The sequence below is a fragment of the Actinophytocola sp. genome (assembly GCF_036555685.1).
Classification (GTDB): Bacteria; Actinomycetota; Actinomycetes; order Mycobacteriales; family Pseudonocardiaceae; genus Actinophytocola.
The window spans coordinates 1-25,711 of record NZ_DATBKY010000154.1 but is presented as its reverse complement, the minus strand read 5'-3'; the positions used below and the strand labels follow the sequence as shown (position 1 = coordinate 25,711).

The 25,711-nt window shown below is 72.9% G+C and carries 23 protein-coding genes and 1 pseudogene; 15 read left to right on the top strand and 9 right to left on the bottom strand.

Translation table 11 applies throughout. The annotated features are described in order from the left end of the window. Window positions 1-7: 7 nt before the first annotated feature. The 4 genes from VH969_RS14720 to VH969_RS14705 all read left to right on the top strand — a co-directional run bounded on the left by VH969_RS14720 (window position 8) and on the right by VH969_RS14705 (window position 6,294). Window positions 8-2,161, top strand: coding sequence for a glycoside hydrolase family 15 protein (locus VH969_RS14720; protein ID WP_331974322.1), 2,154 nt, complete (start codon window positions 8-10; stop codon window positions 2,159-2,161). A gap of 163 nt (window positions 2,162-2,324) precedes the next feature. Further along, window positions 2,325-3,251: a sulfate adenylyltransferase subunit CysD gene (gene cysD / locus VH969_RS14715; protein ID WP_331974321.1), complete on the top strand. Its 927-nt coding sequence runs from the start codon at window positions 2,325-2,327 to the stop codon at window positions 3,249-3,251. After that, a complete protein-coding gene (cysN, locus tag VH969_RS14710; RefSeq protein WP_331974320.1) occupies window positions 3,251-5,131 on the top strand; it encodes a sulfate adenylyltransferase subunit CysN in 1,881 nt (626 codons plus the stop codon). Before cysD ends, cysN begins: the two co-directional genes overlap by 1 nt. An 11-nt stretch (window positions 5,132-5,142) precedes the next feature. After that, window positions 5,143-6,294 (top strand): hypothetical protein, encoded by a 1,152-nt coding sequence (locus VH969_RS14705; protein ID WP_331974319.1) that lies wholly within the window; start codon window positions 5,143-5,145, stop codon window positions 6,292-6,294. 63 nt (window positions 6,295-6,357) lie between these two features. Here VH969_RS14705 and VH969_RS14700 read toward each other — a convergent pair whose 3' ends face one another. The 6 genes and pseudogenes from VH969_RS14700 to VH969_RS14675 all read right to left on the bottom strand — a co-directional run bounded on the left by VH969_RS14700 (window position 6,358) and on the right by VH969_RS14675 (window position 12,809). After that, window positions 6,358-8,349, bottom strand: a complete 1,992-nt coding sequence (locus VH969_RS14700) for a GTP-binding protein (RefSeq protein ID WP_331974318.1) — start codon at window positions 8,347-8,349, stop codon at window positions 6,358-6,360. Between the two features lie 132 nt (window positions 8,350-8,481). Then, window positions 8,482-9,252: a hypothetical protein gene (locus VH969_RS14695; protein ID WP_331974316.1), complete on the bottom strand. Its 771-nt coding sequence runs from the start codon at window positions 9,250-9,252 to the stop codon at window positions 8,482-8,484. A gap of 45 nt (window positions 9,253-9,297) precedes the next feature. Beyond that, entirely contained in the window at window positions 9,298-10,572 is a 1,275-nt protein-coding gene (locus VH969_RS14690) for an SGNH/GDSL hydrolase family protein (protein WP_331974314.1), read from the bottom strand. A 173-nt stretch (window positions 10,573-10,745) separates the two neighbouring features. Then, window positions 10,746-10,979, bottom strand: a pseudogene (locus tag VH969_RS14685) (hypothetical protein); the annotation flags it as partial. Between the two features lie 12 nt (window positions 10,980-10,991). Then, on the bottom strand, window positions 10,992-12,341 hold the full coding sequence (locus VH969_RS14680) for a LysR family transcriptional regulator (protein WP_331974312.1): 1,350 nt from the start codon (window positions 12,339-12,341) through the stop codon (window positions 10,992-10,994). Between the two features lie 102 nt (window positions 12,342-12,443). Further along, entirely contained in the window at window positions 12,444-12,809 is a 366-nt protein-coding gene (locus VH969_RS14675; RefSeq protein ID WP_331974310.1) for a YybH family protein, read from the bottom strand. Between the two features lie 167 nt (window positions 12,810-12,976). On the opposite strand from VH969_RS14675, the gene VH969_RS14670 reads away from it, so the two are divergent. From VH969_RS14670 to VH969_RS14660, 3 genes are all read left to right on the top strand, one after another. Beyond that, window positions 12,977-13,555, top strand: a complete 579-nt coding sequence (locus tag VH969_RS14670; protein ID WP_331974308.1) for a hypothetical protein — start codon at window positions 12,977-12,979, stop codon at window positions 13,553-13,555. 9 nt (window positions 13,556-13,564) lie between these two features. Further along, window positions 13,565-14,674, top strand: coding sequence for an N-acetylmuramoyl-L-alanine amidase (locus VH969_RS14665; protein WP_331974306.1), 1,110 nt, complete (start codon window positions 13,565-13,567; stop codon window positions 14,672-14,674). Window positions 14,675-14,745: 71 nt separating this feature from the next. Next, window positions 14,746-15,510, top strand: coding sequence for a crotonase/enoyl-CoA hydratase family protein (locus tag VH969_RS14660; RefSeq protein WP_331974304.1), 765 nt, complete (start codon window positions 14,746-14,748; stop codon window positions 15,508-15,510). Here the strand turns inward: VH969_RS14660 and VH969_RS14655 are convergent. Continuing rightward, window positions 15,507-16,166 (bottom strand): hemerythrin domain-containing protein, encoded by a 660-nt coding sequence (locus tag VH969_RS14655; RefSeq protein WP_331974302.1) that lies wholly within the window; start codon window positions 16,164-16,166, stop codon window positions 15,507-15,509. The two genes, VH969_RS14660 and VH969_RS14655, sit on opposite strands and share 4 nt — an antisense overlap. A 130-nt stretch (window positions 16,167-16,296) precedes the next feature. Here VH969_RS14655 and VH969_RS14650 point away from each other — a divergent pair, with 130 nt between their 5' ends. The 5 genes from VH969_RS14650 to VH969_RS14630 all read left to right on the top strand — a co-directional run bounded on the left by VH969_RS14650 (window position 16,297) and on the right by VH969_RS14630 (window position 21,123). Next, window positions 16,297-17,766 carry an amidohydrolase gene (locus VH969_RS14650; RefSeq protein WP_331974300.1) on the top strand — a complete coding sequence of 490 codons (1,470 nt, stop codon included), beginning with the start codon at window positions 16,297-16,299 and terminating at the stop codon, window positions 17,764-17,766. Window positions 17,767-17,927: 161 nt separating this feature from the next. Continuing rightward, window positions 17,928-18,485, top strand: coding sequence for a sigma-70 family RNA polymerase sigma factor (locus VH969_RS14645; RefSeq protein ID WP_414638512.1), 558 nt, complete (start codon window positions 17,928-17,930; stop codon window positions 18,483-18,485). Continuing rightward, the gene (locus VH969_RS14640; protein WP_331974296.1) at window positions 18,482-19,189 is read left to right on the top strand and encodes an anti-sigma factor family protein; all 708 of its coding nucleotides are present in this window, start codon (window positions 18,482-18,484) and stop codon (window positions 19,187-19,189) included. Before VH969_RS14645 ends, VH969_RS14640 begins: the two co-directional genes overlap by 4 nt. Before the next feature lie 99 nt (window positions 19,190-19,288). Continuing rightward, window positions 19,289-19,948, top strand: coding sequence for a hypothetical protein (locus tag VH969_RS14635; RefSeq protein ID WP_331974294.1), 660 nt, complete (start codon window positions 19,289-19,291; stop codon window positions 19,946-19,948). Between the two features lie 83 nt (window positions 19,949-20,031). Then, window positions 20,032-21,123 carry a helix-turn-helix domain-containing protein gene (locus tag VH969_RS14630; protein WP_331974292.1) on the top strand — a complete coding sequence of 364 codons (1,092 nt, stop codon included), beginning with the start codon at window positions 20,032-20,034 and terminating at the stop codon, window positions 21,121-21,123. On the opposite strand, the gene VH969_RS14625 is transcribed toward VH969_RS14630, so the two are convergent. Next, complete coding sequence (locus tag VH969_RS14625) at window positions 21,106-22,224, bottom strand: coiled-coil domain-containing protein (protein WP_331974290.1); 1,119 nt, start codon at window positions 22,222-22,224, stop codon at window positions 21,106-21,108. The two genes, VH969_RS14630 and VH969_RS14625, sit on opposite strands and share 18 nt — an antisense overlap. Before the next feature lie 110 nt (window positions 22,225-22,334). Here VH969_RS14625 and VH969_RS14620 point away from each other — a divergent pair, with 110 nt between their 5' ends. Continuing rightward, a complete protein-coding gene (locus VH969_RS14620; RefSeq protein WP_331974288.1) occupies window positions 22,335-23,507 on the top strand; it encodes a tyrosine-type recombinase/integrase in 1,173 nt (390 codons plus the stop codon). On the opposite strand, the gene VH969_RS14615 is transcribed toward VH969_RS14620, so the two are convergent. Beyond that, window positions 23,504-23,854, bottom strand: coding sequence for a RidA family protein (locus VH969_RS14615; protein WP_331974286.1), 351 nt, complete (start codon window positions 23,852-23,854; stop codon window positions 23,504-23,506). The genes VH969_RS14620 and VH969_RS14615 overlap by 4 nt on opposite strands. An 88-nt stretch (window positions 23,855-23,942) precedes the next feature. Here VH969_RS14615 and VH969_RS14610 point away from each other — a divergent pair, with 88 nt between their 5' ends. Together VH969_RS14610 and VH969_RS14605 are read left to right on the top strand one after the other, a co-directional pair. Continuing rightward, complete coding sequence (locus VH969_RS14610) at window positions 23,943-24,518, top strand: sigma-70 family RNA polymerase sigma factor (protein WP_331974284.1); 576 nt, start codon at window positions 23,943-23,945, stop codon at window positions 24,516-24,518. Then, window positions 24,515-25,471 carry a hypothetical protein gene (locus VH969_RS14605; RefSeq protein ID WP_331974282.1) on the top strand — a complete coding sequence of 319 codons (957 nt, stop codon included), beginning with the start codon at window positions 24,515-24,517 and terminating at the stop codon, window positions 25,469-25,471. Before VH969_RS14610 ends, VH969_RS14605 begins: the two co-directional genes overlap by 4 nt. Window positions 25,472-25,711 lie beyond the last annotated feature (240 nt).

Here is a 25,711-nt window from a genome sequence, read left to right as displayed (position 1 = left end):
GAGAAGTGTGCTGTTAGGGGCGCTGGCGGCCGTCGTGGCGACGGTGAGCGCCGCGGTGCCGGCAGGAGCGACCGGCGGCGAGGCGCCGGGCGGGCCCGGCGCCGAAGCCGTGTACCAACCAGCCGACAAGCAGGCGTTCGGCACCGCCCACGGCGGCGCGAAGAGCCCGGTCTGGTTCACGCTCGGCGGGGGCCGGATGACCGAGGTCTTCTACCCCGACCTCAGCACGCCCGCGGTGCGTGACCTGCAGCTGATGGTCACCGACGGCAAGACCTTCACCGAGCGCGCCCAGGACGTGGACGTGCGCACCGAGCCCGTGGCCGGCAAGGGGCTGACGTTCCGCCAGCTCGCGCGCGGCACCGGCTGGACCGCCGAGCTCACCTACGTCACCGACCCCGACCGCGCGAGCATGCTCGTCGACGTCGACCTGCACGCCCACCGGCCGCTGCAGGCCTACGTCCTCTACGACCCGGCGCTGTCCCGCGAGGGCAACGACGACAACGGCACCAGCGGTGCCGAGCTCGTCGCCTCCGACAAGGCCACCACCAGCGCGCTGGTCGCGGGCCGCGGGTTCGCCGCCACCTCGACCGGCTACCTCGGCACCAGCGACGGCTGGACCGACCTCGCCGACGACCACACGATGGACTGGACCTACGGCCAGGCCGGCCCGGGCAACGTCGTGCAGACCGGCCGGCTCAAGATCGACGGGGTCAAGCACGGCCACGACACCCTCGTCCTCGGCTTCGGCAAGGACCGCGACCAGGCCGTGCGGACTGCGCACCAGTCGCTCGACACCGGCTTCCGCTCCGCCGCCCGCGACTACGCGAAGGGCTGGCGGGACTACGTGGCCGGCCTCAACAAGCCGCCGAAGAGCATCACCACCCGCCACGAGCAGGAGGTCTACCGCAGCTCGCTGATGGTCCTCGCCGCGTCCGAGGACAAGGCCCACCCCGGCGCGTACATCGCCTCGCCGACCTTCCCGTGGGCGTTCGGTTTCGACCGGCAGATCTCCCCGGAGTTCGGCTCCTACGCGCTGGTGTGGCCGCGTGACCTGTACCAGATCGCGACCGGCCTGCTCGCGGCCGGCGACGACGACGGCGCCAACCGCGCGCTGGACTACATGCTCGGCGTCCAGCAGCAGGCCGACGGTCACCTGTCGCAGAACACGCGGGTGAACGGCGAGCCGTACTGGACGAGCATCCAGCTCGACGAGACGGCCGCGCCGATGCTGCTCGCCTGGCTGCTCCACCGCACCGACGCGTCCACTCTGGACGGTCTGCGCAAGGCGGCCGAGTTCATGGTCAACTACACGAAGGACGGCAACAAGGCGCCGTGGACCGAGCAGGAGCGCTGGGAGAACCAGAGCGGCTACTCCCCCGCGACCATCGCCTCCGAGATCGCCGGCCTGGTCTGCCTCGCGGACCTGCTCGACCGTGCCGGGGACGCCGACGGAGCCGCGCACTACCTGGCGATCGCCGACGACTGGGCGTCCAAGGTGGACGGCTGGACACGCACCAGCACCGGCCCGCTGTCCACGGATCCGTACTACCTGCGGCTGACCAAGGACGGCAAGCCGGACCAGGGCACGAAGTACAACCTGGGTGACAACAACCCGGGCGAGGTCGACCAGCGCACGGTCGTCGACCCGAGCTTCCTCGAGCTGGTGCGCCTCGGCGTACGGCCCGCGGACGACCCGGGGATCGTGAACACGCTGGGCGTGGTGGACGCCGAGCTCGGCGACGACACCCCGGCCGGGCAGCTCTGGCACCGGTTCACCAGCGACGGCTACGGCGAGCAGGCCACCGGGGAGCCGTGGAACGTCATCTGGCCGACGCCGGAGCCGACCCGCACCTACGGCCGGCTGTGGCCGATCTTCGCGGGCGAGCGCGGCGAGTACGACCTGCTCGCCGGCGACGCGGCGAGCGCGCGCGACCGCCTCGCGACGATCGCGGCCACCGCGAACGACGGCCTCATGCTGCCCGAACAGGTGTGGGACAACCGGCCGCCGGCACCGGCGAAGGAGCCGGGTACCGGCACCACGTCGGCGACGCCGCTCGCCTGGACGCACGCCCAGTTCGTCCGGCTGGCCTGGTCGATCCAGCAGGGCTCTCCGGTGGAGCGCCCGACCGTCGTGGCGTGCCGCTACGCCGAGACCTGCTGAGGCGAGTAACGCCGCATACCGGGAGCCCGGCACCGCCACGGTGCCGGGCTCCTGTGCGATGGTCCAGGTCGGACAAGTTACCCTTGCCGACCTGAAGCACGTCTGAAAGCACGTCCGCCGCTCATCGGTGACGAAAACGCGACCGAAGTGAGGAAGTACACAGGTGCCTGTCGAGGCGGAGGAAGCCATCTCGCCGGAAGCCGTCCTGGACATGCTGGAGGCGGAGGCGATCCACGTCATGCGCGAGGTGGCCGGGGCGTTCCGGCGGCCCGTGCTGCTCTACTCCATCGGTAAGGACTCCTCGGTCCTGCTGCACCTGGCGGTGAAGGCGTTCGCACCCGGTCCCGTGCCCTTCCCGGTGCTGCACATCGACACCGGCTGGAAGTTCCGCGAGATGATCGAGTTCCGGAACGACACGGCCCGCCGGCTCGGTCTCGACCTGCGGGTACACACCAACGAGGAGGGGCGGGCCGACGGCGTCACGCCGTTCACCCACGGCTCGCACGAGTACACGCGCATCATGAAGACCGTCGCGCTGCGCCAGGCGCTCGACGCCGCCGGGTTCGACGCCGCCATCGGCGGCGCGCGCCGCGACGAGGAGCGCTCACGCGCGAAGGAGCGGATCTTCTCGCTGCGCGAGCCCGGCCACCGCTGGGAGCCGCGCAAGCAGCGCCCGGAGTTCTGGCACAGCGCGAACACCGAGCTCGCCGACGGCCAGACGATGCGTGTCTTCCCGCTGTCCAACTGGACCGAGCTCGACATCTGGCGCTACATCCGCCGCGAGTCGATTCCCGTCGTCCCGCTGTACTTCGCCAAGCCGCGCCCGGTCGTCGAGCGCGACGGCCAGCTCATCATGATCGACGACGACCGCTACCCGCTGCGCGACGGCGAGGCCCCCGAGGAGCGGCTGGTCCGCTTCCGCACGCTGGGCTGCTACCCGCTGACCGCGGCTGTCGAGTCGAAGGCCGAGACGCTCGACGAGCTCATCGACGAGATGCAGGCCGACCGCCGCTCCGAGCGCGCGGGCCGGCTCATCGACGGCGAAGGCGGCAAGTCCATGGAGAGCAAGAAGGCGGAGGGCTACTTCTGATGACTCTCGTCGATGAGGCTGTCGCCCGCCCGCGGCACCGGCCCGTCTCCGTCCTGCGCCTGATCGCCTGCGGCTCGGTCGACGACGGCAAGTCCACGCTCATCGGCCGGCTGCTCGCGGAGACCGGCAGCGTGCCCGACGACCAGCTCGACTACGCCCGGCGGACCCGCCGCGGCGGGTCGATCGTGCCCGTCGGCGAGGTCGACTACTCGCTGCTGACCGACGGGCTCGAGGCCGAGCACGAGCAGGGCATCACGATCGACGTCGCTTATCGCCACCTCGACCTGCCGTCCGGTCGGCGGGTCATCATCGCCGACGCACCGGGCCACGAGCAGTACACGCGGAACATGGCGGTCGCGACCTCCACCGCGGACGTGGCGCTGCTGCTCGTCGACGCCACCAAGGGCATCCGCGCGCAGACGCGCAGGCACCTCGCGGTTTGCGCCCTGATGGGCGTCCGCACGGTCATCGCCGCGGTCAACAAGCTCGACGCGCGCGGCTACGACCACGTCCTGTTCGAGGAGCTCGCCGGCGGGGTGCGCGCGGCCGCGGCCCGCTTCGACGTCGAGGACGTCGAGGTCATCCCGGTGAGCGCGCTCACCGGCGACAACGTGATCACCGCGTCGGACCGGATGCCCTGGTACCACGGGCCGACCGTGCTCGGTGCGCTGTCGGCGTGGCGGCCACCCGAGCCGAAGGAGACCGGCGCGCAGGCGTTCCGGCTGCCGGTGCAGTACATCGTCCGGGCGGACGACTTCCGCGGGTTCGCCGGCACCGTCGTCGGCGGGCCGGTGCGGCCGGGCGACAGGGTGGTCGTCGCCGGCAGCGGCGCCGCCACGACGATCGACAAGGTCCTCGGCCCGAACGGTGAGCTCGACCGCGCCGAGCCGGACCTGCCGGCGACCGTCACGCTGACCGACGAGATCGACGTGCGGCGCGGCGACCTGCTCACCTCCCCGGCCGCCCGGGTCGACTCGCTGCAGCCGGCGACCGCGTTCTCCGCGCATCTCGTGTGGACGGCCGAGGAGCCGCTCGCCCACGGCCGGTCGTACCTGCTGCTCGCCGGCCCGCTGACGGTGCCGGCCGTCGTGACCACGATCCGCGGCAAGCTCGACGTCACCTCCGGCGACCAGCTCGCGGCCCGCACGCTCGGCATCAACGACATCGGCACCGTCGAGCTGTCCACCGACCGGCCGGTCTCGCTGGACAGGTACGACACGAGCCGTGACACCGGCAGCTTCCTGCTCGTCGACCGGGTCACCAAGGACACCGTCGCGGCCGGCATGGTCCGCTACGCGCTGCGCCGCGGCACCAACATCGTGCCGCACGCGTACGCGGTCGACCGCGAGGCCCGGGCGCGGCTCAAGGGCCAGCGGCCGCGGGTGCTGTGGCTGACCGGCCTGCCCGGCGCCGGCAAGTCCACGATCGCCGACGCGCTGGAGCGGCGGCTGCACGGCATGGGCCTGCACACCTACGTCCTCGACGGCGACAACGTCCGGAGTGGACTGAACAAGGACCTCGGGTTCACCCCGGAGGACCGCGCGGAGAACGTGCGCCGGGTCGCCGAGACCGCGCGCCTGCTGCTCGACGCCGGGCTGATCGTGATCGTCGCGCTGGTGTCGCCGTTCCGGGCCGACCGCCGGGTCGCGAAAGGACTGTTCGCCGAGGGCGACTTCGTCGAGTGCTGGGTCGACACGCCGGCCGAGATCTGCGCGGAGCGGGACCCGAAGGGCTTGTACGCCAAGGCGAAGGCCGGGAACCTGCCGAACATGACCGGCGTCGGGCAGGGCTACGAGGCACCCGAACAGCCCGACGTCGTGGTCGACGGCGCCGGTGCGCTCGACGAGACGGTCGAACGGCTCGTCTCGCTCCTCGTCTAGGAAGGGTGGCAATGGCGCGGCAGCGCGTGTTCCTGCACATCGGTTCGCCGAAGACGGGCACCACCTACCTGCAGGAGGTGCTCTGGTCCAACCGGGACGCGCTGCGCGAGGCCGGCGTGCTGTACCCGGGCGACCGGCACGACGCGCACTTCCTCGCCACGCAGGACCTGCGCGAGCTCGTCTGGCACGGACACGTCGACCCCGCGGTCCCGGGCGCGTGGGACCGGCTCGTCACCGAGGTCCGCAACTGGCCGGGCACGTCGATCATCTCGCACGAGATGCTGGGCAGCGCCTCGCCCGCCGCGATCAAGCGCGCCCTCCAGTCGCTCGCCGGCCTCGAGGTGCACGTCCTGCTGACCACCCGTGACCTCGCCCGGCAGGTGCCCGCGGTGTGGCAGGAGGACGTCAAGAACTGCGGCATGCTGACGTTCGGCGAGTTCACCCGCTCGCTGCGCGGGCTCGACGACTCGATCGACCCCTTCTTCGCCAGGACGTTCTGGAGCTACCAGGACCTGCCCGTGGTCCTGCGCAACTGGGCGGGCGACCTGCCGGCCGAGCGGGTGCACGTGGTGACGGTCCCCCGCGGTGCCGCCCGTGACGAGCTGTGGCAGCGGTTCGCGAAGACGGTCGGCGCCGACCCGGCGAACCGGCCGGTCGAGGTCGACGTCCGGAACCCGTCGATGGGCGTCGTGGAGACGAACGTCGTGCGGCGGGTGAACGAGCTCGTCGTCAAGGACCTGCCCTGGCCGGTGTACCAGCGGCTGGTGAAGAACCTGCTCGCGGTAAACGTGCTCGCCGCCCGGCCCGGCGCGGTACCGCTGCGGCTGCCGGCCGAGGACCAGGACTGGGTGCTGCAGAAGAGCAAGGAGATGGCCCAGGCCCTGCGCGAGGCCGGCTACGAGGTCACCGGCGACCTCGACGACCTGCTGCCCGCGACCGGTGGGCCGGAGCCGCGGCACCCCGACGACGTGGGCGACGCCGAGACCCTGGACGCCGCGATCTACGCGCTGGCCGGGCTGCTGCACGAGCTCGAGGCCGAGCGCGAGCGGGCGGCCGAGGAGCGCGAGGCGCTGGTCACGCAGCTGGTGCCCAGGCCGTTCCGCTGGGCGATCGACCGCTACCGCGACGCCCGCGTGCGGATCCACGAGCTCAGGACGCGCTGAACGGTCGCAAACGGCGACTGACGACCCCACCGGACGATCGTTCGGTCCCTGCCCGCCCGTTCGTCAGCGCGCCCCGGCGCCCACGACCCGCCGCTGGACCTGGAGCAGGTACTCCTTGCGGTCCAACGGGTTGTGGTCGGTGCGCGGGCGGCTCGGCACCGCGCCGGCGACCGGCTGGTAGTGGTCGAACTCGTACTCCAGCATGCCCTCGCCCCGGGTCCACGACGGCAGCATCTGCTGCAGCTCGTGCACCGCGCCCGCCGGGACGTCGCCGGTCACGACGTAGGCCGCGCCCGCGGGCCGCGGCGCCGCCGGAACGGCCCGCAGCCGGGTCAGGGCCGGCAGGACCACGCCCAGCGTGTCCGCCGGGATCTCCAGCCGGAAGCGGTGCATCGGCTCCTCGACCACCGTGCCCGCCCGCCGCAGCGCGGTCATCAGCACCAGCGGCGTGAGGTTGCGGAAGTCGCCGGCCGTGCTCGACATGCTCTTGTCGAACTTCTGGTGCGCGTGACTCTGCCGCGGGTAGTAACCCGAGTGCGTCATCGTCACCACGCAGTCCGGCACCTGCCAGCCGCGCAGCCCCTGCCGCAACACCTCGTGCACGGTCTCCTCCACCGCCTTGAAGAAGGCGTACGGCATCGAGCCGAGCTCCACCCCGAGCCGGAACTCCACGCCGCTGCCCCGCGGCGCCGGGTCGACCCGCAGGCCCACCTGGGCGAGGAACGGGTTGGTGTCCTTGCCGATCAGCTCGTAGGCCGCACCCGTGCCGGCCGGCCGCTCCACGCAGATCGTGGTCGTCTCGCGGAACGACACGGCCAGGCCGAACTCGTCGGCGAGCGTCGCACCGATGACCTCCTTCTGCACCTCGCCGTACAGCGACACCGAGATCTCCTGCCGCACCTCGTCGAGCCGCAGGTTGATGAGCGGGTCCTGCTCGGCGAGTTGCGTCAGCGCCACGTGCAGCGGCGCGCGGTCGGCCGATCGGGTGGGCACGACGACGGTCTCCAGTGTCGGCGGCGCGAAGTGGTGCCCGGCACCCTCTCGTGGGCAGCCGATCGCGTCCCCGATCCGGATGTCCGCGAGCCCCCACAGCTTGCCGATCTCCCCCGCCACGACGGCATCGCGAACCTCCGTCGTGCCGTCGGCGAACACGGCGACCGCGGTGACCTTGCCTTCCTTCCCGGCCGCGAACCGCACGCGGTCCCGCAGCCGGATCGTGCCGGCGAACATGCGGACGTAGGCGATCTTCTCCCCCGCCGGCCCACGCTCCACTTTGAACACCGTGCCCGACACGGGCGCGTCCGGCTCGCCCGCGGCGGCGGGCAGCAGCGACGCGATGCCGTCGCTCAGCTCGCCGACACCCGCACCGGTGATCGCCGAGCCCAGGTACACCGGGTGCACCCACGCGTGCGCGGTCTGCGCGGCCAGCTCGGCGCGGAGCCGGCCGGGCGACAGCGCTGGCTCGTCGTCGACGTACGCGGCGAGCAGGGCGTCGTCGTGCTCGGCCAGGACCTCGGCGAGCCCTGGGGGCGGCCCGGGGTGCGGCACGTACCCGGCGGCACGGGTGCCGGGCGCGGTGACCGTCCCCATCGGAACGATCGTCGGGACGAGCTTGTCCGCGATCGCGCGCAGCACTCGATCCGGGTCCGCGCCGCCTCGGTCGATCTTGTTGACGAAGATCAGCGTCGGGATCCGCAGCCGGCGCAGCGTGCGCATGAGCACGCGCGTCTGCGCCTGGACGCCCTCGACGGCGGAGATCACGAGGACCGCGCCGTCGAGCACGCTCAGGACCCGCTCCACCTCGGCGATGAAGTCCGGGTGGCCGGGCGTGTCGATGAGGTTGACCGTGTTGTCCCCGAGGTGGAACGACACGACGGCGGACTTGATCGTGATACCGCGCCGGCGTTCCAGGGCGAGGGAGTCGGTCTGGGTGCTGCCGTCGTCGACGCTGCCGACGTGGTCGATGACCCCGGCCGCGTGCAGCAGCCGCTCGGTCAGGCTCGTCTTGCCGGCGTCAACGTGGGCGAGGATCCCCAAGTTCAGGGTGCGACTCAAGCGTCATGTCCTCTGGGTAGACGGAAAGGCCAGATGGGGTGGACACGACAGCTGCTCGCATGTTCCTCTCCTCGGTCGCCTGCGGTGCCGGATCAGGAGACCAGACGACCGGCGAGCGGGCAACCGAATTAGCTACGGCGCGGAGGGACCGCCATCGGCATCCGACGCCCGCACGGTGCGCCCGCGCAGGACGTCGCCTACCTCCGACACCGCCGCCCACATCTCCTTGCCCGCCAGCCGAACGGCCTTGCCGGCCTCCGCCAGCTCGCGCGACTTCGTCGCGAGCCGGTCGGCCTCGGCCATGTCGCCCTTGGCCTGGCTGCACCTCGCCAGCGCACCCACCACGCCGGCGAGCCACTCCAGCTGCCCGGGGATCAGCCTGTCGCGCCGGCGCATTCGTCTGGCGGCGTCGAACGCCCGCCACAGCATCGGCTCGGCGGCGGCCACGTCGCCCGCCCCGAGCTCGGCATGCCCGCGCGCTCCGTACGCGGTGGCCACCAGCCGGGCACGTGCCGGCGGCGGGTTTTCCAGCCACGGCCGCAACAGGTCGATCGCCTCGCCGGTCAGCAGGCGAACCTCGCCGGCCGACTCCGGTATGTCCGGCACGAGCGTGTCCGCCTGGGTGACGAGGCACTGTGCCAGAAAGGCGCGGAATCGGCCCGGCGAGCGAGCGTCGAGCGCCCGGGCCACGTCGAGCGCCTCAGTGCCGGCCCGGATCGCCTCCGCCCGCCTGCCCGCCAGGCGCAGCTCCGTCATGAAGAGCTGCAGGGTCGCGGCGTACCGGACCTCCTCTGCCTTCGAGCGCGACGGTTTGTCCCGCAGCTCGGCGACGGCCTCGGCGAGCCGGGGCAGGCGTTCCGTCGACGTCCTGCCGTACATCCGCGCCAGCGTCCGCCACCTCATCGCGACCTCCCCCACACGGCGTTCATGGGAGGAGTTCGCCGCGGGTCAGCGAACCGTAACGGCTCCGTCCGGCTGGCGGGCGCAGGCCACCGCACGGCTCGCGGTCGTCGCCGCGCCGGCCAGGCACTGGCCGAGCACCGCGTACCCGTTCACGTTGGGATGCCAGGACTCCTGGCAGGTCTGGAAGTGGTCGACGCAGGTCTGCGCGATCCGCTGGACGGCGATCTTGTCCTTGCCGGCCAGGCTCGTCACCGGCACGCCGGTGGGCCCGTCCTGCAGCCGGATCGGCGTGGCGAGCGCGTTGTCCGGGCTGCCGTCCTGCTCGCAGAGCCGCGCGCCGTCGAACGCGTGCTGGACGTCGAGGAACACGAGGTCGGCACCGGGGAACTCGGCGGAGAGCGTCGAGTGGGTGGCGGCGACCAGGCGGCCGAGGCCCTCGGAGAACAGGTGACCGGCCGCGAGGCTCGCGCGGTGGGCCGGGCAGCCGGCCGCGTACCTCTCGGCGCCGAGCGCGCGGAACTTGTCCCGGTCGTCGGCGCGGCCGTCCTCGGTGAAGTACCGCTCGGCGTAGTCCTGCGGCAGCGGGTTCGTGTAGTCCTGGAACACGATGCGGTGCCGGCCGTCCGCGTCGACCTCGTCGAGCGTGGTCAGCAGGCCGCGCAGCGCGTCGGTCGTCTCGGCGGTGCCCGCGGCGAACTCCGCGTCGGTGGCCAGGTCGGAGATGACGCACGGCTCCTGCGGCGGGTCGCCGGCCCAGAACTCCCACCAGCCGACCCACGCGTCGGCGATGAACCGGTTGGCGCACACGGACGCCGCGTCGCCGAACGTGAACGAGGCGTTGTTCGACCCGAGCCCGACGAGCACCAGGTCGATGTCGTGCGTCTGCGCCACGGCGCGGAGCTGGTCGAGCTGCGCCGTGACCAGCCGGCCCTTGTCCCGGCTCGCGGAGGGGTTCGCCATGTCGTGCGGCTGGCCGCCGGAGCAGGCGAGGTTGAAGCGGTCCTGGATGCCGGCGAGGTTCGCCTGCAGGAGCGAGGAATGGGCGGAGCGGTGGCAGAAGAAGGCGTTGTCGTTGGGGGCGTCCCAGCCCGGGAACCCTTGCGAGACCCCGTTCAGGTCGGTCACCGGCTGGTAGTCACCCCCGCCCTCGCCACTGATGAAGCTGTCACCGAGCGCGACGGCGGCCGTCGGCAGTGCGGCGGCCTCCGAGTCGGGCGCGGCCACCGCGGTGAGCACGCCGGCGGCGGTGAGCGTGACGGCCACTCCAGCCGCCAACAGGGAACGCTTGAGCAGGGACATCACGGCCTCCCGAATGGCCACGACCGAAACGTGAACAAGTTTCACGTCGATCAGACCACTCCGTCCGGCGACCGTCAAGATCCGATCGTCGCGTTCCGCCCGGGCGAGCCCGAGCGGCTCAGCCGTGGCCGGGCTGGGCGCCGTGGGAGAAGGAGGCGCCCTCGGTGCCCCGCACCGGTGCGGTCTGGGCACGCAGCCGGCACGAGCCGGCCGCGTTCGCGCAGGGCCGCGGACACGTCGAAGGCCGAGAACCCGTCCCCCGGCACGGTGAACGCGAACACCGGCAGCTCGCTCCCGTCGGTCAGCAGGCGGGACGGGCCCAGGTCGGCTATCCGTGCCGCGAGGGGGGCGATCATCGCGCCCGCCGCACCGTCCACATGCACCGGGATGTCCAGGCCGCGTTCGGCGTGCAGCAGGTCCAGCGCCGCGCACCCGAACTTTCAGTGGCCGTGGCGCGGGTGCGGCGCCAGCGCGGCGCGGAACGCCGCCACCGCGCCGGATATCTGGCCCAGCAGCGCGCCGGCGAGGGGCGAGAGGGACGAGCCGGTGTTGCTGCGGACGAGCAGCGCCGTGCCGAGCGTCTCCTCCAGCCTGCGTACCCGGCGGGACAGGGCGGGCTGGCTGACGAGCAGCACCCGGGCCGCGCGGTTGAGGCTGCCGGTGGCCGCGATCGCGTGCAGCAGGTGCACGTCGTCGAGGGTGAGGCGGCCGGCGGGGATCGGGCGGCCGGTCACACGGAGCCCGGCGAGCAGGGCCGGGTCGGCGGTCAGCGACGCGGCCGGGTCGTCGGCGTCCGGCCGCGGGACCGGGAAGCCCGGGCCCGTGCGGTAGGCCGGGTTGCGGCGGGCCGCGGCGGTCGCGTACTGGCGGCGCAGCCGGTGCACGACGAGGCGGGCGACCCGGTCGTCGACGAGGTCCGGGTCGAAGAGCAGCACGTGGTGGCGCAGTGGCGGGTCGGTCAGCGGCCGGTGCACGATGCGCGCGCCGGGCCCGGGCAGCGTGGCCAGCGGCGACACGAGCGTGACGCCGAGGCCCTGGGCGACCATGCTGCGGGCCGCGGGTGCCGAGCAGACCGGCTCGCCGACCCGGGGCACGAAGCCGGCGCCGGCGCCGGCCGCGCGGACGAGCCGGCCGGCGAGATCGGTGGTGCCGGTGAGCCAGCGGTCGGCGACCAGGTGCCCCAGCGGGACGGCGGCGTCCGCGGCGCTCGGGTGCGTCGCCGGCAGCGCCACCCACAGCGGCTCGTCGAGGACCGCGAGGCTGTGCGCGGGGCGCGCCAACGGAAGCGGCTCACCCACCTGCCAGGCATAGACGAGGTCGACCAGCCGGCGGTCGTAGAGCTCCGCGGCCTCGGCCGGCTCGGCGACGGTCAGCTCGAGCAGGACCCCGGGCAGGCCGGCGGCCAGGTCGTCGGCGAACGTGTCCCAGTTCGTGCCGAACCCGGCGAGCCGCAGGCCGGGCAGGCCGGGCCGGACGCCCGCCGCGACGTCGATGGTGGTCTGCGCGGCGGCGGCGATCGCGGCGAGCAGCGACGCGCCCGCGGCGAGCACGCGGCGGCCGGCCGGGCTGACCGCGACCCGGTCGTCGTGGCGGTGCAGGAGCACGAGATGCAGCCGGTGCTCGAGCCGGTCGAGCCGGCGGCTGGCGACCTTCGGCGGGAGGCCGACCGTGCGGGCCGCCTCGGCGACCGACGGCGAGCTGGCGGCGGCACGCAACAGGACGAGGTCGGTCTCGTCCACTGGCAACCCGACCTCGACCGCTTCCGACGGACGTGCCGCCTCGCTGGTCACGCTGCGCCTCGCTCATCCGACGGCGTCCCCGACATAGCCGTCCGGGAGCACGGTACGAGGCGCGAGCGCGGCCGGGCCACCGACTCGGCACAGGTTGGGCCGTCAGACGGGCGTGCACTGGTCGTGCAGGAGCAGCCACTCATCGTCCACGCGCGTGAACACGAGCCCGAGCAGGAACCGCTGGCGGACGGGCGCGCCGTCGCCGTCGACGTCGCGGTAGTCCGCCTCGAACAACGCGCGGGCCACGTCCTCGCGGACGGTCGTCGTCTTCTCCGTGAGGTCCTGGGACCAGTCCGGATCGGCGAAGAACTCACGGTGGAAGCCGACGACCGCGGCCTTGCCGGCGAACGTCGTCCCGGTCGGCAACACCAGCACGACGTCGTCGTGCAGCGTCGCCGCGTAGCCGTCCAGATCCCGGTCCGTGATCGTCTCGAGGTGCCGGTCGATGGCCTCGCGCGCGTCGGTCATGCGCGGATCCTGCCCATCCGCCGCCCGGACGCCAAGCGGTTTCCCGGCGGTCACGCCCTGATCCACTTCTGTGAATTTCACACCGACATTCGTCGGTATCGGACATCTGGCGCCCAATCGACACTGAGCGTGACCACCTGCAGTCAGTACGTAGCGAGGGATCACCGATGACCATGTTCACTCCCGCACGCCGGCTCGCGCTCGCGCTGGCCGCGGCCGTCGCGACCGCGGGGCTGGTCGCCACTGCCGCGCTCGCGAGCCCGGAAACCGAGCCGGCCAACCCGGCCGCGGCAGTCCCGGGCGGGCACGTGCCGGCCAAGATCGGCCCGCTCGACTGCCCGAGCATCCCGGCGGACCGCGACCTCGCCGTCACCCAGACCGTCCACCAGGTCGGGATGGACATGGGCGCGTCGCCGAAGGTCATGCTCGCCGCCTTCGAGGCCGGCTGGGTGGAGTCGCACATGAACAACCTGCCGTGCGGCGACGCGGACTCGCTCGGCGTCTTCCAGCAGCGGCCGAGCCAGGGCTGGGGCACGCCGGAACAGATCATGGACGTCAACTACGCGTCGACCCAGTTCTTCGCCCAGGCCATCCACAACGAGCCGCTCTACCCCGACCTGTCCGCGGGCCTGCTGGCACAGACCGTGCAGCGCTCGTGCTGCCCGGAGCGCTACGACCAGGCCGAGGGCAAGGCACAGGAGATGCTCGCCGAGGTCGGCGGCTTCCAGGCCGGCCGGGAACAGTAGGGGCCGACGATGCGCAAGACGATGAAGATCGGCGGCGTCGCGGCGATCGCCGGGGCCGTCGTGGCGGCCGCGGTAGTCACCGGCGGGCCCGCGACCGGACAGCAGGACCCGCACTCGGGCGGTGCGCTGAACGACGCGTTCGCCTCCGCCGCGGCGGAGTTCGACGTGCCGCGCGACCTGGTCGTCGCGGTCGGCTACGGTGAGTCCCACCTGGACGGTCACGACGGGAAACCCAGCCAGGACAACGGGTTCGGCGTCATGCACCTGGTGAGCAACCCGGCGCGGCACACGCTGGAACAGGCCGCCGAGCTCACCGAGCTGCCGGCCGCCGCGTTGCGGTCCGAGACCGCGGCGAACGTCCGCGGCGGCGCGGCCGTGCTCCGGGCGCTGGCCGACGAGCAGGGCCTGGACGGTGCCGCGCGCGACCGGCTGGGCGCCTGGTATCCCGTCGTCGCCGCGTACGGCGGGGCGCGCGACGACCGGGTGGCGAGAATGTACGCCGACACCGTCTACGACCTGCTCGCGTCCGGCGTCACGGCGAAGCCGGGCGGCGAGCGGGTGGTCGTCGCGTCCCAGGCGGTCGAGCCGGAGCTCGGCCGGTTCGCGAACGTCCGCGCGCTGGACGACGTCTCCGGTGACGTCCACGCGCAGGACTACCCGAACGCGATCTGGACCCCGGCCAGCCCGGCCAACTACTCCGCCGGTCGCAGCCAGGCGATCACCACGGTGGTCATCCACGTGACCGAAGGCTCGTACGCGGGGACCATCAGCTGGTTCCAGAACCCGGACGCACAGGTGAGCGCGCACTACGTGGTGCGCTCGGCCGACGGCGAGATCACACACATGGTCGCCGACGGGGACACCGCGTGGCACGCGCGCAGCGGCAACCCGTACTCGATCGGCATCGAGCACGAGGGCTTCATCGACGACCCGTCGTGGTTCACCGACGCGATGTACCGCTCGTCGGCGGCGCTGACGTCGTGGCTGTGCGACACCTACGGCATCCCGAAGGACCGCACCGGGATCGTCGGCCACAGCGAGGTGCCGGGCAACGACCACACCGACCCGGGCCCCAACTGGAACTGGGACTACTACATCCAGCTGGTCAACGGCGGCTGACCCGCGGACGGCTCCGAGCGGCCCCAGAATGGGTAGCCGCCGATCGACGGTCCCGCGTTCGAGGAGGAGCCATGTCCGACGTCGTGCTGACCGAGTTCGCCGACCGGGTCGCGGTGATCACGATCAACCGCCCGGAGGCGCGCAACGCCATCGACCGCGCGGTGACCGTCGGCGTCGCCAAGGCCGTCGACGAGCTGGAGGCTCGCGACGACATCACGCTCGGCATCATCACCGGCGCGGGCGACACGTTCAGCGCGGGCATGGACCTCAAGGCGTTCCTGCGCGGCGAGGACGCGACCCTGCCCGGGCGCGGCCTGGCCGGGATCTGCCTGACACCGCCGCGCAAGCCGATGATCGCGGCGGTCGAGGGCTGGGCGCTGGCGGGCGGGTGCGAGGTCGTGCTCGCGTGCGACCTGGTCGTCGCCGCCGAGGACGCGAGGTTCGGCATTCCGGAGGTCAAGCGTGGCCTGGCGGCGGCCGCGGGCGGGCTGCTGCGGCTGCCGCAACGGATCCCACGGCAGATCGCGATGGAGCTCGCGCTGACCGGCGACCCGCTCTCCGCGGTCGACGCGCACCGGTACGGGCTGGTCAACCGGCTCACCCCGCCCGGAGGTGCGCTCGCCGGTGCACGCGAGCTGGCCGCGCGCATCGTGTGCAACGGCCCGCTCGCGATCGCCGCCAGCAAGCAGATCATCGCCTCGTCGGGCGGCTGGCCGCCCGACGAGGCGTTCGACATGCAGTGGGAGCTGTTGCGTCCGGTGTTCGCCTCGGCGGACGCCAAGGAGGGTGCCCGCGCGTTCGCCGAGAAGCGGCCACCGGTGTGGGAGGGCCGCTAGCCCTGGACGCGGGCGAGCTCCCGCCGGTAGATGCCCTTGCCGACGACGCGCCACAGCACGCGGGCCGGCAGCGGGATGCCGGCGAGGAAGCGGGTGCGCTCCTGCGGCGTGGCGTCCTCGAGGATGCCGCCGAGGGCCACGAACGCCTTGGCGCCCTTGGGCAGCCCCTCCTGCCCGCGCTTGCCGAGCGACTCCCACTCGGCCTGGGTCAGGTACTTCGAGCACAGCGGGAGGATCTCGGTCTCCTCGTCGGTCAGGTGCTCGTTCAGCGCGACCGACATCTTCTCGAAGACGTTGGCGAGCTCCTCGCCGGTCGTCTTGTCGGCCCGCGCGCGCCACCGCGGGAGCAGCTCGTTCGCGCGCGCGATCAGCGTCCCGACGGTCTCGTGCTGTGTCTCCATCCGGTGCACGAGCTCGCCGTCCAGCTCGCCGACGCGGTCCAGCAGCATCGGCCAGAGCACCTCGTCCTCCGCGGTGTGGTGATGGTGCAGCCCGTCGGTGAGGAACGCGATGTGATCGGCCACGATCTCCGCCCGCCGGCGGTCGCCGTCGGCCACCTGCCTGATCAACCCGGCCACGCGGCCGAACTCCCGTCGGAAGGCCTTGTGCACGACGACCATCTCCCACGTGTCGACGGCACCGTTGGTCTGCGACATGTAATGACTCCTCCTGCTCTCCCGACCAATTCGACAGTCGCCGACCCGCGGGCGACCGTTAGGGCTGCTCACAGGAGGTCAGTGGTGTCTCGCGTCACGTGGTCGGACCGCGAGCGGTAGGTTGGCGCGGATGCACAAGCCACTTCTGCTTCGCGACGTCTCCATCGGGCTCACCGGGCGGCGGGCGAACGTGCGCGTCGAGGGCGGGCGCGTGACCGCGATCGACCCCGTCGAGGCGCTGCCCGAAGGCGTCGAGGTGATCGAAGGACGGGGCGGCACGCTGCTGCCCGGCCTCGTCGACGCGCACGCGCACATGCTGCAGTGGGCCGGCATCCGGCAGCGGATCTCCGTCGCCGGCGCGCGGTCCGCCGTGCACGCCGTCGAGCTGCTCGTCGCCGCGCAGGGCCCGCCCGGCGACACCGGCCTGCTCGCCGGCGCGCACTACAACGAGACGTTCTGGCGCGTCCCGCCGCACAAGGACCTGCTCGACCGCGCGTTCCCGAACCGGCCCGTGGCGGTGTTCAGCAACGACTTACACGCCGTGTGGCTCAACTCCGAGGCGCTCACGCTCGTCGGCCGCGAGCACCCGACCGGTGTGCTCATCGAGGACGACGCCATGGCGGCCACCGCCGCCCTGCCGACCCCCGACCCGGCCGAGTCCGACAAGTGGGTACTCGACGCGACCGACGCGGCCGCCGCCCGCGGGGTCACCGCGATCGCCGACTACGAGTACGCCGACACGGTCACCGACTGGACACGCCGGCTCGCGATCCGGCCGCCGTCGACCCGGATCCGCTGCGTCATCGCGCGGTTCGTGCTCGACAAGGCCATCGAGCGCGGCCACCGCACCGGCGCGGAGGTCCCCGGCTCGGACGGGCTGCTGACCGTCGGCCCGCTCAAGATCTTCATCGACGGCTCGCTCAACACCCGCACGGCGCTGTGCCACGATCCCTACCCCGGCGACTTCCCCGACGACGAGTACCCGGGCGAGCAGCTCGTGACCGAGGAGGAGCTGGCGGCCCTGCTGGAGCGCGCCGCGGCGGCCGGCATCTCCCCCGCCCTGCACGCGATCGGCGACGCGGCCAACCGCATCGCGCTCGACGCGCTCGCCGGCGTCGACGTCGCCGACCGACGTATCGAGCACGCCCAGCTGATCGCGTCCCAAGACGTGCCCCGCTTCGCCGAGCTCGGCGTCACCGTCGGCGTCCAGCCCGCCCACGCGCCGGACGACCGCGACGTCGCCGAGCGGCTCTGGCCCGGTCGCACCGCCCGCGCGTTCGCCTACTCCGACCTGCTCAAGGCCGGAACCCGGCTGGAGTTCGGCTCCGACGCGCCGGTCGCCCCGCTCGACCCGTGGGACGGCATCGCGTCCGCGGTGACCCGCACCGACGACGGCCGCGAGCCCTGGCACCCCGAGCAGAGCCTGCCGCTGCCGGCCGCGCTCGCGGCGAGCGCCGGCGGCCGGACGACGGTGGCGGTCGGCGACCGCGCGGATCTCGTCATCACCGGGCGTGACCTGCGGGATCTGCCGCCGGACGAGCTGCGCGACATGCCGATCGTCGCCACGGTTCTCGGCGGAAGGATCACCCATGCGGGCTAGGAACGGAAATGAACCGTTCGCACCGTCTGCTCGTGTGGATGGTCGTGACGGCATCCCTGTCCAGTACCCTGCTCGTCGATCGAGGCCCGGCCTGGTTCGCACGGGCTGCTGCGGCGCACCCTCGTGAACTGACCTCCGGGCAGGTGATGGCAAGCGTGGCGATCCCAAGCAGGAAGGCGCGGCGTGCTCGTGCGGAACAGGTTCCCGGTGAGGACCTGATACGCACCCTCTACGAGGAGCACGGGCGCAGCCTGCTCGCCTACGCGATCCGGTTGACGAACGACCGGGCGGCCGCCGAGGACGTGGTGCAGGAGACCCTGCTGCGCGCCTGGAAGCACGCCGACGACCTCGAGCACGGCATCGGCTCGGTGCGGGGCTGGCTGCTCACGGTGGCCCGCAACATCATCACCGACCGGGCACGGGCCCGCGCGGTGCGGCCGACCGAGGTCAACCAGACCGTGGACATCCCGACGCCGGCACGCGACCACGCCGACGAGGTGGTCGACACGATCACCGTGCTCGGCGCCATCGAACAGCTGACCCCGGAGCACCGTGCGGTGATCGTCGAGCTGTACTACAGAGGCCACACGGTCAACGAAACGGCGGCTGCGCTGCAGATCGCCCCGGGTACCGTGAAATCCAGGACATATCACGCGGTCCGCGCGTTGCGCACGGCACTGGGCGCGAAGGCCAAGGGAGCCAAGGGAGGTGCGCGATGAACCACCCCGTCGAGCACGATCCCTCGCTGCTGGCCGCGTACGCCCTCGGCGGGCTGGATCCGGCGGAGCAGGACGCGGTGCAGGCCCACGTGGCCGGCTGCCCGGACTGCCAGCTCGAGGTCCGCGAGTACACCAACCTGCGGCTGGCTCTCGACGAGGTGCCGCCGGAGGCATTCCTCGACGGCCCGCCCGCGGGCGGCGACCTGTTGCTGCAGAAGACGTTGCGGCGCGCCCGCGCCGAGTCGCCCGGACCGGAGCGGCGCAGCCGCCTGGGCCCGGCGATGATCACGGTCGCGGCGGCGGTGGCGCTCGCGGTGGCGCTCGGCGGCGGCGTCCTGATCGGCCGGCAGACCGCGCCGCAGCAGGTGGCCGGCGGCCCCACGACGACCGTGCCCGAGAACGCCAGGCAGGCGCGGGCGACCGACTCGGGCACCGGCGCGACGATGGCGGTGACGCTCGTCCCGAAGATGGGCTGGGTCTCGCTGCACGCGGACGTCAGCGGCATCCAGGCCGGCCTGAACTGCGAGCTGCGGGTCGTCCCGAAGGTCGGCGAGCCGGTGCTGGCCGGCAGCTGGCGCGTGTCGAAGGTCGGCGAGGCCGAGGGCACGGCGCTGGACGGCACGGCGCTGGTGGACCCGTCGACGGTCAAGTCCGTCGAGGTGGTCACCACCGACGGCAAGACGATGGTGACCGTTCCGGTCTGAGCCGACACGCCCTCCCCGCCTCCCCCGGCGTGGCGGATTCCGGTGCCAAAATCAAGTGCGCGATCACCTGACGGGCCCGGCGATCAAGAGGAGCGGCACGTGTCGAACGATCCGCGGGACGTGGAGCGGCTCACGACGCTGCTCCACCCGCTGCCGGCGACCGACTTCGTCGCGACGATCAGCGCCTGGCTGCAGGACGCGCACGACGCGGCCGCGAGCTTCCAGCCGGGGCGCACCGGTCCGCGCGGCAGCTGGCGCAACAACACCAGCTTCGGCACGGACCGCTACCAGTTCCTGCGGGGCACGGCCGGCTCGCTCACCGGCGAGCTGCCGGGCCTCGAGGTCGACGCCGCGTTCCAGTCGGTGCTCCTCAAACTGCCGCGGGTCGGCATGTACCAGCTGCTGATGCCGGCCGGACCGGACGGCTCCCTGGGCGACGCGAGCGACCTGCGTCGCGAGCTGTTCGGCGCGGGCGACCACGAGGGGCTGATCAGCAGGCGCGAGGCCTGGCTGTCCGGGCGCGAGCTGCTCTTCCTGCCGTGGCACGGCACGGAGGCGCTCGGCCTCACCGGACTGTGGGCCGGTCAGGGCATGCTCTCCGACGACAACCACATCGAGTGGGACTGGTGCGTGAACCTGCGCGAGCTGCTGGCCGGTACCGCGGTACCGGTACCGCGTGCGGAGGACGCGTTCGGTCCCGCCACCCAGCCGACGTTGCCCCTGCGACCACGGAGCGAGGCGCCGGCCGCCTCGGAGTAGTCGCAGATCACCCGGTTCGCGCCACGCTGAGTGCTCGGCGACGATGGCGCATGTTCGCTTCCAGTCCATGCGGGAGGGTCGTCGTGTCGTCGAGTGCCGCCGCCGTCGCGCGAGCATTCGCTCCCGCGCGGCTGACGATGGCCCGGGAGCTGGCGGGGCTGCGCAAGCGCGAGCTGGCGTCGCTGATCGAGCGGACGGCGGCCGCGGTGTCGCAGTACGAGCTTGGCCAGTCCCGGCCGAGCGCGGCGACCCTCGCCCGGTGCGCGGTCGCGCTGGACATGCCGGTGGGGTTCTTCGGCGTGGGGCGGCCGCAGCTGCGGCTGGACACGACGCAGGCACACTTCCGCTCCCTGCGCGCGACGACCGCCGTCCAGCGGCAGCAGGCGCTCGCGCACGTGGAGCTGCTGTGGGAGATCACCGACGCGCTGGACCAGGTGATCGAGCTGCCGCCGGTCGACCTCGGCCTGCCGCTGGGGATCCCGCACGGCTCGGTCGCGCGGACGGCGCAGACGGTGCGCAAGGCGTGGGACCTCGGTCCGGGGCCGGTCGCGCACCTGGTACGGAACCTGGAGGCGCGCGGGATCGTCGTGGCCCGCCTCCCGTCGGTGGACGCGACGACGATCGACGCGTTCTCCTCCGCACTGCACGGCCGGCCCATGATTGCCCTGTCGGACAAGGGAAACCCGATGCGCCGCCGGTTCTCCGTCGCGCACGAGCTGGGCCACCTGCTGCTCCATCCGGACCCCTCGCCCGGCTCCCCCACCCACGAACGGCAGGCGAACGCGTTCGCGGCGGAGTTCCTGATGCCGGCCGCGGAGGTCCGGCCGCTGCTACCGGCCCCGGTGTCCGTGCCGGCGCTGAAGGAGCTGGCCGACGGCTACGGCGTGTCGGTGGCGGCGCTCGTGTACCGGGGCAAGGACCTGGGCGTGTACGCCGAGTCGACCGTCCGCCGCACGATGGCCACGCTGACCGCGCTGGGCTGGCGTACCGAGGAGCCGGTGACCTCGGACTACCCGGGCGAGCAGCCGGCCCTACTCCGCCGCGCGGTCGACCTGGCCGCCGAGCACGGCCTACCGCTCCCCCGGCTGGCCGCATCCCTCCACATCGGACTCCCCCGCCTCCGCGAGCTGGTCGGCCTCTCCGACCAGCGCCCTCGCCTACGCCTGGTCCACTGAGGACCGGTCCAGCAGGACGGCCAGTAGCCGGGTGCGGAGGTCCTCCGCGCTGTCGTCGAGCAGGGCGGTGCGCAGCGAGGCGAGGCGGCGTTCGTGGGTGTCGGCCCGTTGGGTGGTCGTGGTGAGGTCCGCGGCGGCCTTCGCCAGGTGGGTGGCGTGGGTGTCCAGCTTGGCTCTCGCCTCGGCTAGTTCCTCGCGTAGGTGGGCTTCGGTCGCCCGGGCGGCGTCCCGGTCGGCCGTCACGGTGGCCAGCGTCTGGGTGGCGGCCTCGGCGCGGTCGCGTTCCGCCGCCGCGCTGCCTTCGGCTCGCGCCTTGGCCAGGTCGGAGCGGGTGGCCGCCTCGCGGGCCGCGCGGGCTTCGGCCCTCGCGCGGTCGCGGTCCAAGCGGTGGCGCTCGGTCTGCGACTCGGCCGCCTCCACGGCGTCGCGCGCCTCGAGCACCTTCAGGTCCGCCTCGTCGCGCATGCGCTGGATCTCGGCCGCCGCGGACTCGCGGGCCTCCTGGATCCTGGCCTCCGCATCCTCGCGGATCCGCTCGATCTCCGTCTCCGCCGAGGTCCGGGCCAGCTGCACGTCGGCCTCGGCGGCCGCTCGCGCCAGGTGGATCTCCGACGTGGCGTTCGACCGGGCCTCCTGAATCGCGGCGTCCGCCGCGGCCCGGGTCTCACGGACAGTCGTCTCGGCGGTGGCGCGGGTCTCGGCCGCCGCCGACTCGGCCGCCTCGCGCAGGCCTCGCTCGGTGGCCGCCGCGGCCTCGGCCCGCTCCGCGCGGGCGGTCGCGGCCGAGACCTCCTCGGCGAGCGTGCCACGCAGGCTCTCCGCCGCGGACAGCAACGACGTGAGCGGGCCGGTCACCTGTTCGGCGGCCGCAGTGAACGTCGTGGTCGCGGACACGACCTCCGTGCTGCCGGCCTCCCCCAGCGCCTCGGCCAGCGCCTCCTGGGCCGCGGCCAACTGCTTGCACGTCTTGCCACCAGGCCAGGAGCGGTCCGGGCAGTAGGCGAACGGCCGCCCGCCCTTCGGCCCGGGCGCGGGCAGCGGAGCCCGGCACCGGCTGAACCCACAGAGGCCCGAAATGTCCGCTTCCACCGCATCTTCCATGATCTAGGACCCTACTAGTGGGTTGAGTATCCGCTAACACAAGTTAGAGATTCGATATCTACAACATACTTGCGCTACAGAAGTGAGCTTTTGTAGCTAAGCTGAGCGGCGTGACGCAGCTGGCCAGACACCCGGACCCGTGGCCGTCGGTGGACGACCCGGCGGGACTGCTCAACGCGATCGCCGACTGGCTCGGCGGCTACGGCAACCGGAGCACCCGCCGCACCTACGCCGAAGGACTCGGCCTACCCACGAGCCGCGCCGACCTCCAGGACTGGCTCGACATCCGCGACGAGAACTGGCGCGCCGCCGCCGCCCGGTACGCGGCCACGCTCCAACCGGGCCCGGCGAAGCAGGGCCCACCACCGGCACCCCGCGGCCGCTTCCGGCAGCTGCACTGGTTCCGCTGGTGCGCCACCCACGGCACCGACCCCCGCGCCGCGACCTCCGCACACGTCAAGACCTGGCTCCAGCACCTCGACCAGGCCGGCGCCGCCGTCGCCACCCGCGACCGCATGCTGGCCACCGTCAAGGCCCTCTACAGCCACCTCGCCGACACCGGCCTCACCGCCGGCAACCCGGCCGCCCTCAACCGGCGAAGGCTCGGCCTCGCCAGGCCCACGGGCAACACCAGCTCGACGATCGTCCTCACCCGCGCGCAGGTCCGCGCCCTGCACGCCGCCGCCGCCCGGCCCCGCCGTGGCGCCGGCCCGACCGACACCGCCCGCGCCACCGCCGTCGTCGCCCTGTTCACCCTCGGCCTGCGCGTCAGCGAGCTCTGCGACCTCGACCGCGCCGACCTGCACGTCACCCGTGGCCGCCGGGCCCTGCGCGTCGCCGGCAAGGGTGGCAAGACGCGAGTCGTCTACCTGCACGCGGCCGCGGAACGCGCCCTCGCCGGCTACCTGACCGAACCCACGACCCTGCCCGCCCGCCGCGGCGCGCGCGGCACCAGCACGCCCCTGCTCGTGACCCGCACCGGCAACCGCCTCACCCGCCAGTCGGTCTGGCAGCTGCTGCGCAGGCTCGCCAGGGCAACCGGCGACCCGGACCTCGCCGACACCCTGCACCCGCACGCGCTGCGCCACTTCTACGTGACCACCGCGGTCGAGGCGGGCGCCCAGCTCGTCCACGTCCAGGCCGACGTGGGGCACACCAGCGTCGACACCACCGAGCAGGTCTACAACAGCGCCGCCCGCGACCCGGCCCGCAGCGCGGTCGACCTCGTCGGCAAGGCGATCAGCGAGGAGCTGAGCGACGAGATCAGCGAGGAGATCAGCTAGGGCGCCTTCACGACCGCGTCGATCTCGACCTCGCACCCCCGCGGCAGCGCCGCCACGCCGACCACCGTCCGGGCCGGCCGCGGCTCCGGCCACAGCTCGAGGTACTGCTCGTTCGCGGCGTCGCGCAGGCTCAGATCCGTGACGAAGTACGTCAGCTTCACCACGTCCTCGAGCCGCGCGCCGACCGTGGCCATCCGCTGCTTCATCGACTCGAGCGCGGCGTCCACCGCCGCCCGGCCACCGCAGACCACCGTTCCGTCCGGCCGAACCGGCAACGAGCCGGACACGAACACGAGGCCGGCGGCGATGACGGCGGGGCTGTACGGGTGCTGCGGGTCGGTGCTCACGCCGCCGACCGTATCGCGGGCCGCGGGTGCGCCGCGCCGGGCGCGCCACCGTTACGTGAACCACGGTGATCATGGTTAGGCTGGGGAGGTGGTGACGCGCGACAACGAGCTCGCGCGGCGCGCAAGACGGGGTGACCCCGCGGCGGCCGCCGAGTTGCTGGAACGGATCCGGCCCGGCGTGCTGCGATATTGCTGGGCACATCTCGGCTCACTGGGCCGCGGGGACCAGACGCCGGACGACGTCGCTCAGGACGTCTGCCTCGCGGTCTTCGAGGCACTCCCCCGGTACGAGGAACGCGGGCTGCCCTTCACGGCGTTCGTCTACCGCATCGCCTCCTTCAAGGTCGCCGACGCGCACCGGCTTGCCGCGACCGCCCCGACACGCCCCATCGACACCATCCCCGAGCCCATCGACGACGGCTGGGACCCCGCAGACAAAGCGGTCACCGCAGATATGTCCCGCCGCCTGCTTCCGCTGCTCGACGACCTCACCGACTCCCAGCGCGAGATCATCGTGCTGCGCGTCGCCGCCGGGCTCTCCGCCGAGGAGGTCGGTGCGGTCATCGGCAAGAGCCCGGCCGCGGTCCGCATGGCGCAGTCCCGCGCGATGGCCCGCTTGCGCAGCTGGGCCCGCGCGCATACGGCCGACGAGGTGGTCGCATGATCGATCCGGACCTGCGCACCGTGCGCAACGACGACCGTCTGCTCGACCGGATCGGGCGCGGCGAGCGGATCCGGCCGCGCGATGAAGGCGACATCGAGGCGATGTTGTCCGCCTGGCGGCTCGGCCTCCCGATCGTCGGTCCGCCCGACTCGCGGCTGCTGGACGCCGTCACCGGCCCGCCGCGTCGACGTGCTAAACGCCGCGCCGCCCGCGCCTCGGTCGGGATCGCCGCCTCGGTCGCCATGCTCAGCGGCGGCGTGATGACCGCGGCGGCGTACGCCAACCCGGACAGTCCACTGTGGCCGGTCACGCGGATCGTGTACGGCGACATGGCGCAGTCGCGCATCGCGCTCGACAACGCCAACCGCGCGGTCGCCGACGCCCGCACGGCCGCCGACGACGGCCGCTACGACGAAGCCAAGCAGCTGCTCGCGGCCGCCGACGACCTTGCTGACAAGGTCGACGATCCCGACTCGGCGGACCGGCTGCGCGCCGACATCGCGAAGATGCGCAGCGCGCTGCCGCCCGACCCCCGGAGCAAGGACACGCCGGCCGCCGGCAAGCCGACCGCGAGTCTCGGCGTCGAGCCCCCGCCGCTCGACCCGGGCAACGGACCCAAGGCCCCGAAGAACTCCGCGCCGCGCGGTTCCCACCCGGCCCCTGGCAAGGGCAACGACAACGGCCAGGACAAAGGGAACGACAAGGGGAACGACAACGGAAACGGTGCCGACAACGGAAGCAGGAACGGCAACGGCGACAACGGCGACGACGACCAGGGGGGCGGGCTAGCGCCCGCCCCCGAGAAGACCCAGCTGCACAAGAAGAAGGTCCAGAAGCCGCACGGGCACGACCAGGTGACCGGCCCGGGCGCGCCCGCCAAGGCGACCCCGAAGACGACCCCAGCGACGACTCCTGCAGCGACTCCCGAAGCGAAGTTCTCGGCGAAGTCCTAGGCAACGCGGGCGCCCTAGGCCGTTCGGCCCAGCGCCGCTGCCCCGGTCGTCGGTATTCGAAATCTTTGCGATCCGACGCGTTGCACGGATGCGCTTCCACCGATTCACCTTCGCGCACCAAGACCGGTGCCGGCGACGTCCCCCGCGCCGGTGCCGCTCCGTCGAGCCCACGGACGCCGGCCCCCAGCCCCGGGTGGGCCAGGGCTCGAGGAGACGTGGTGTCCTTCCCGGTCCGCTCCC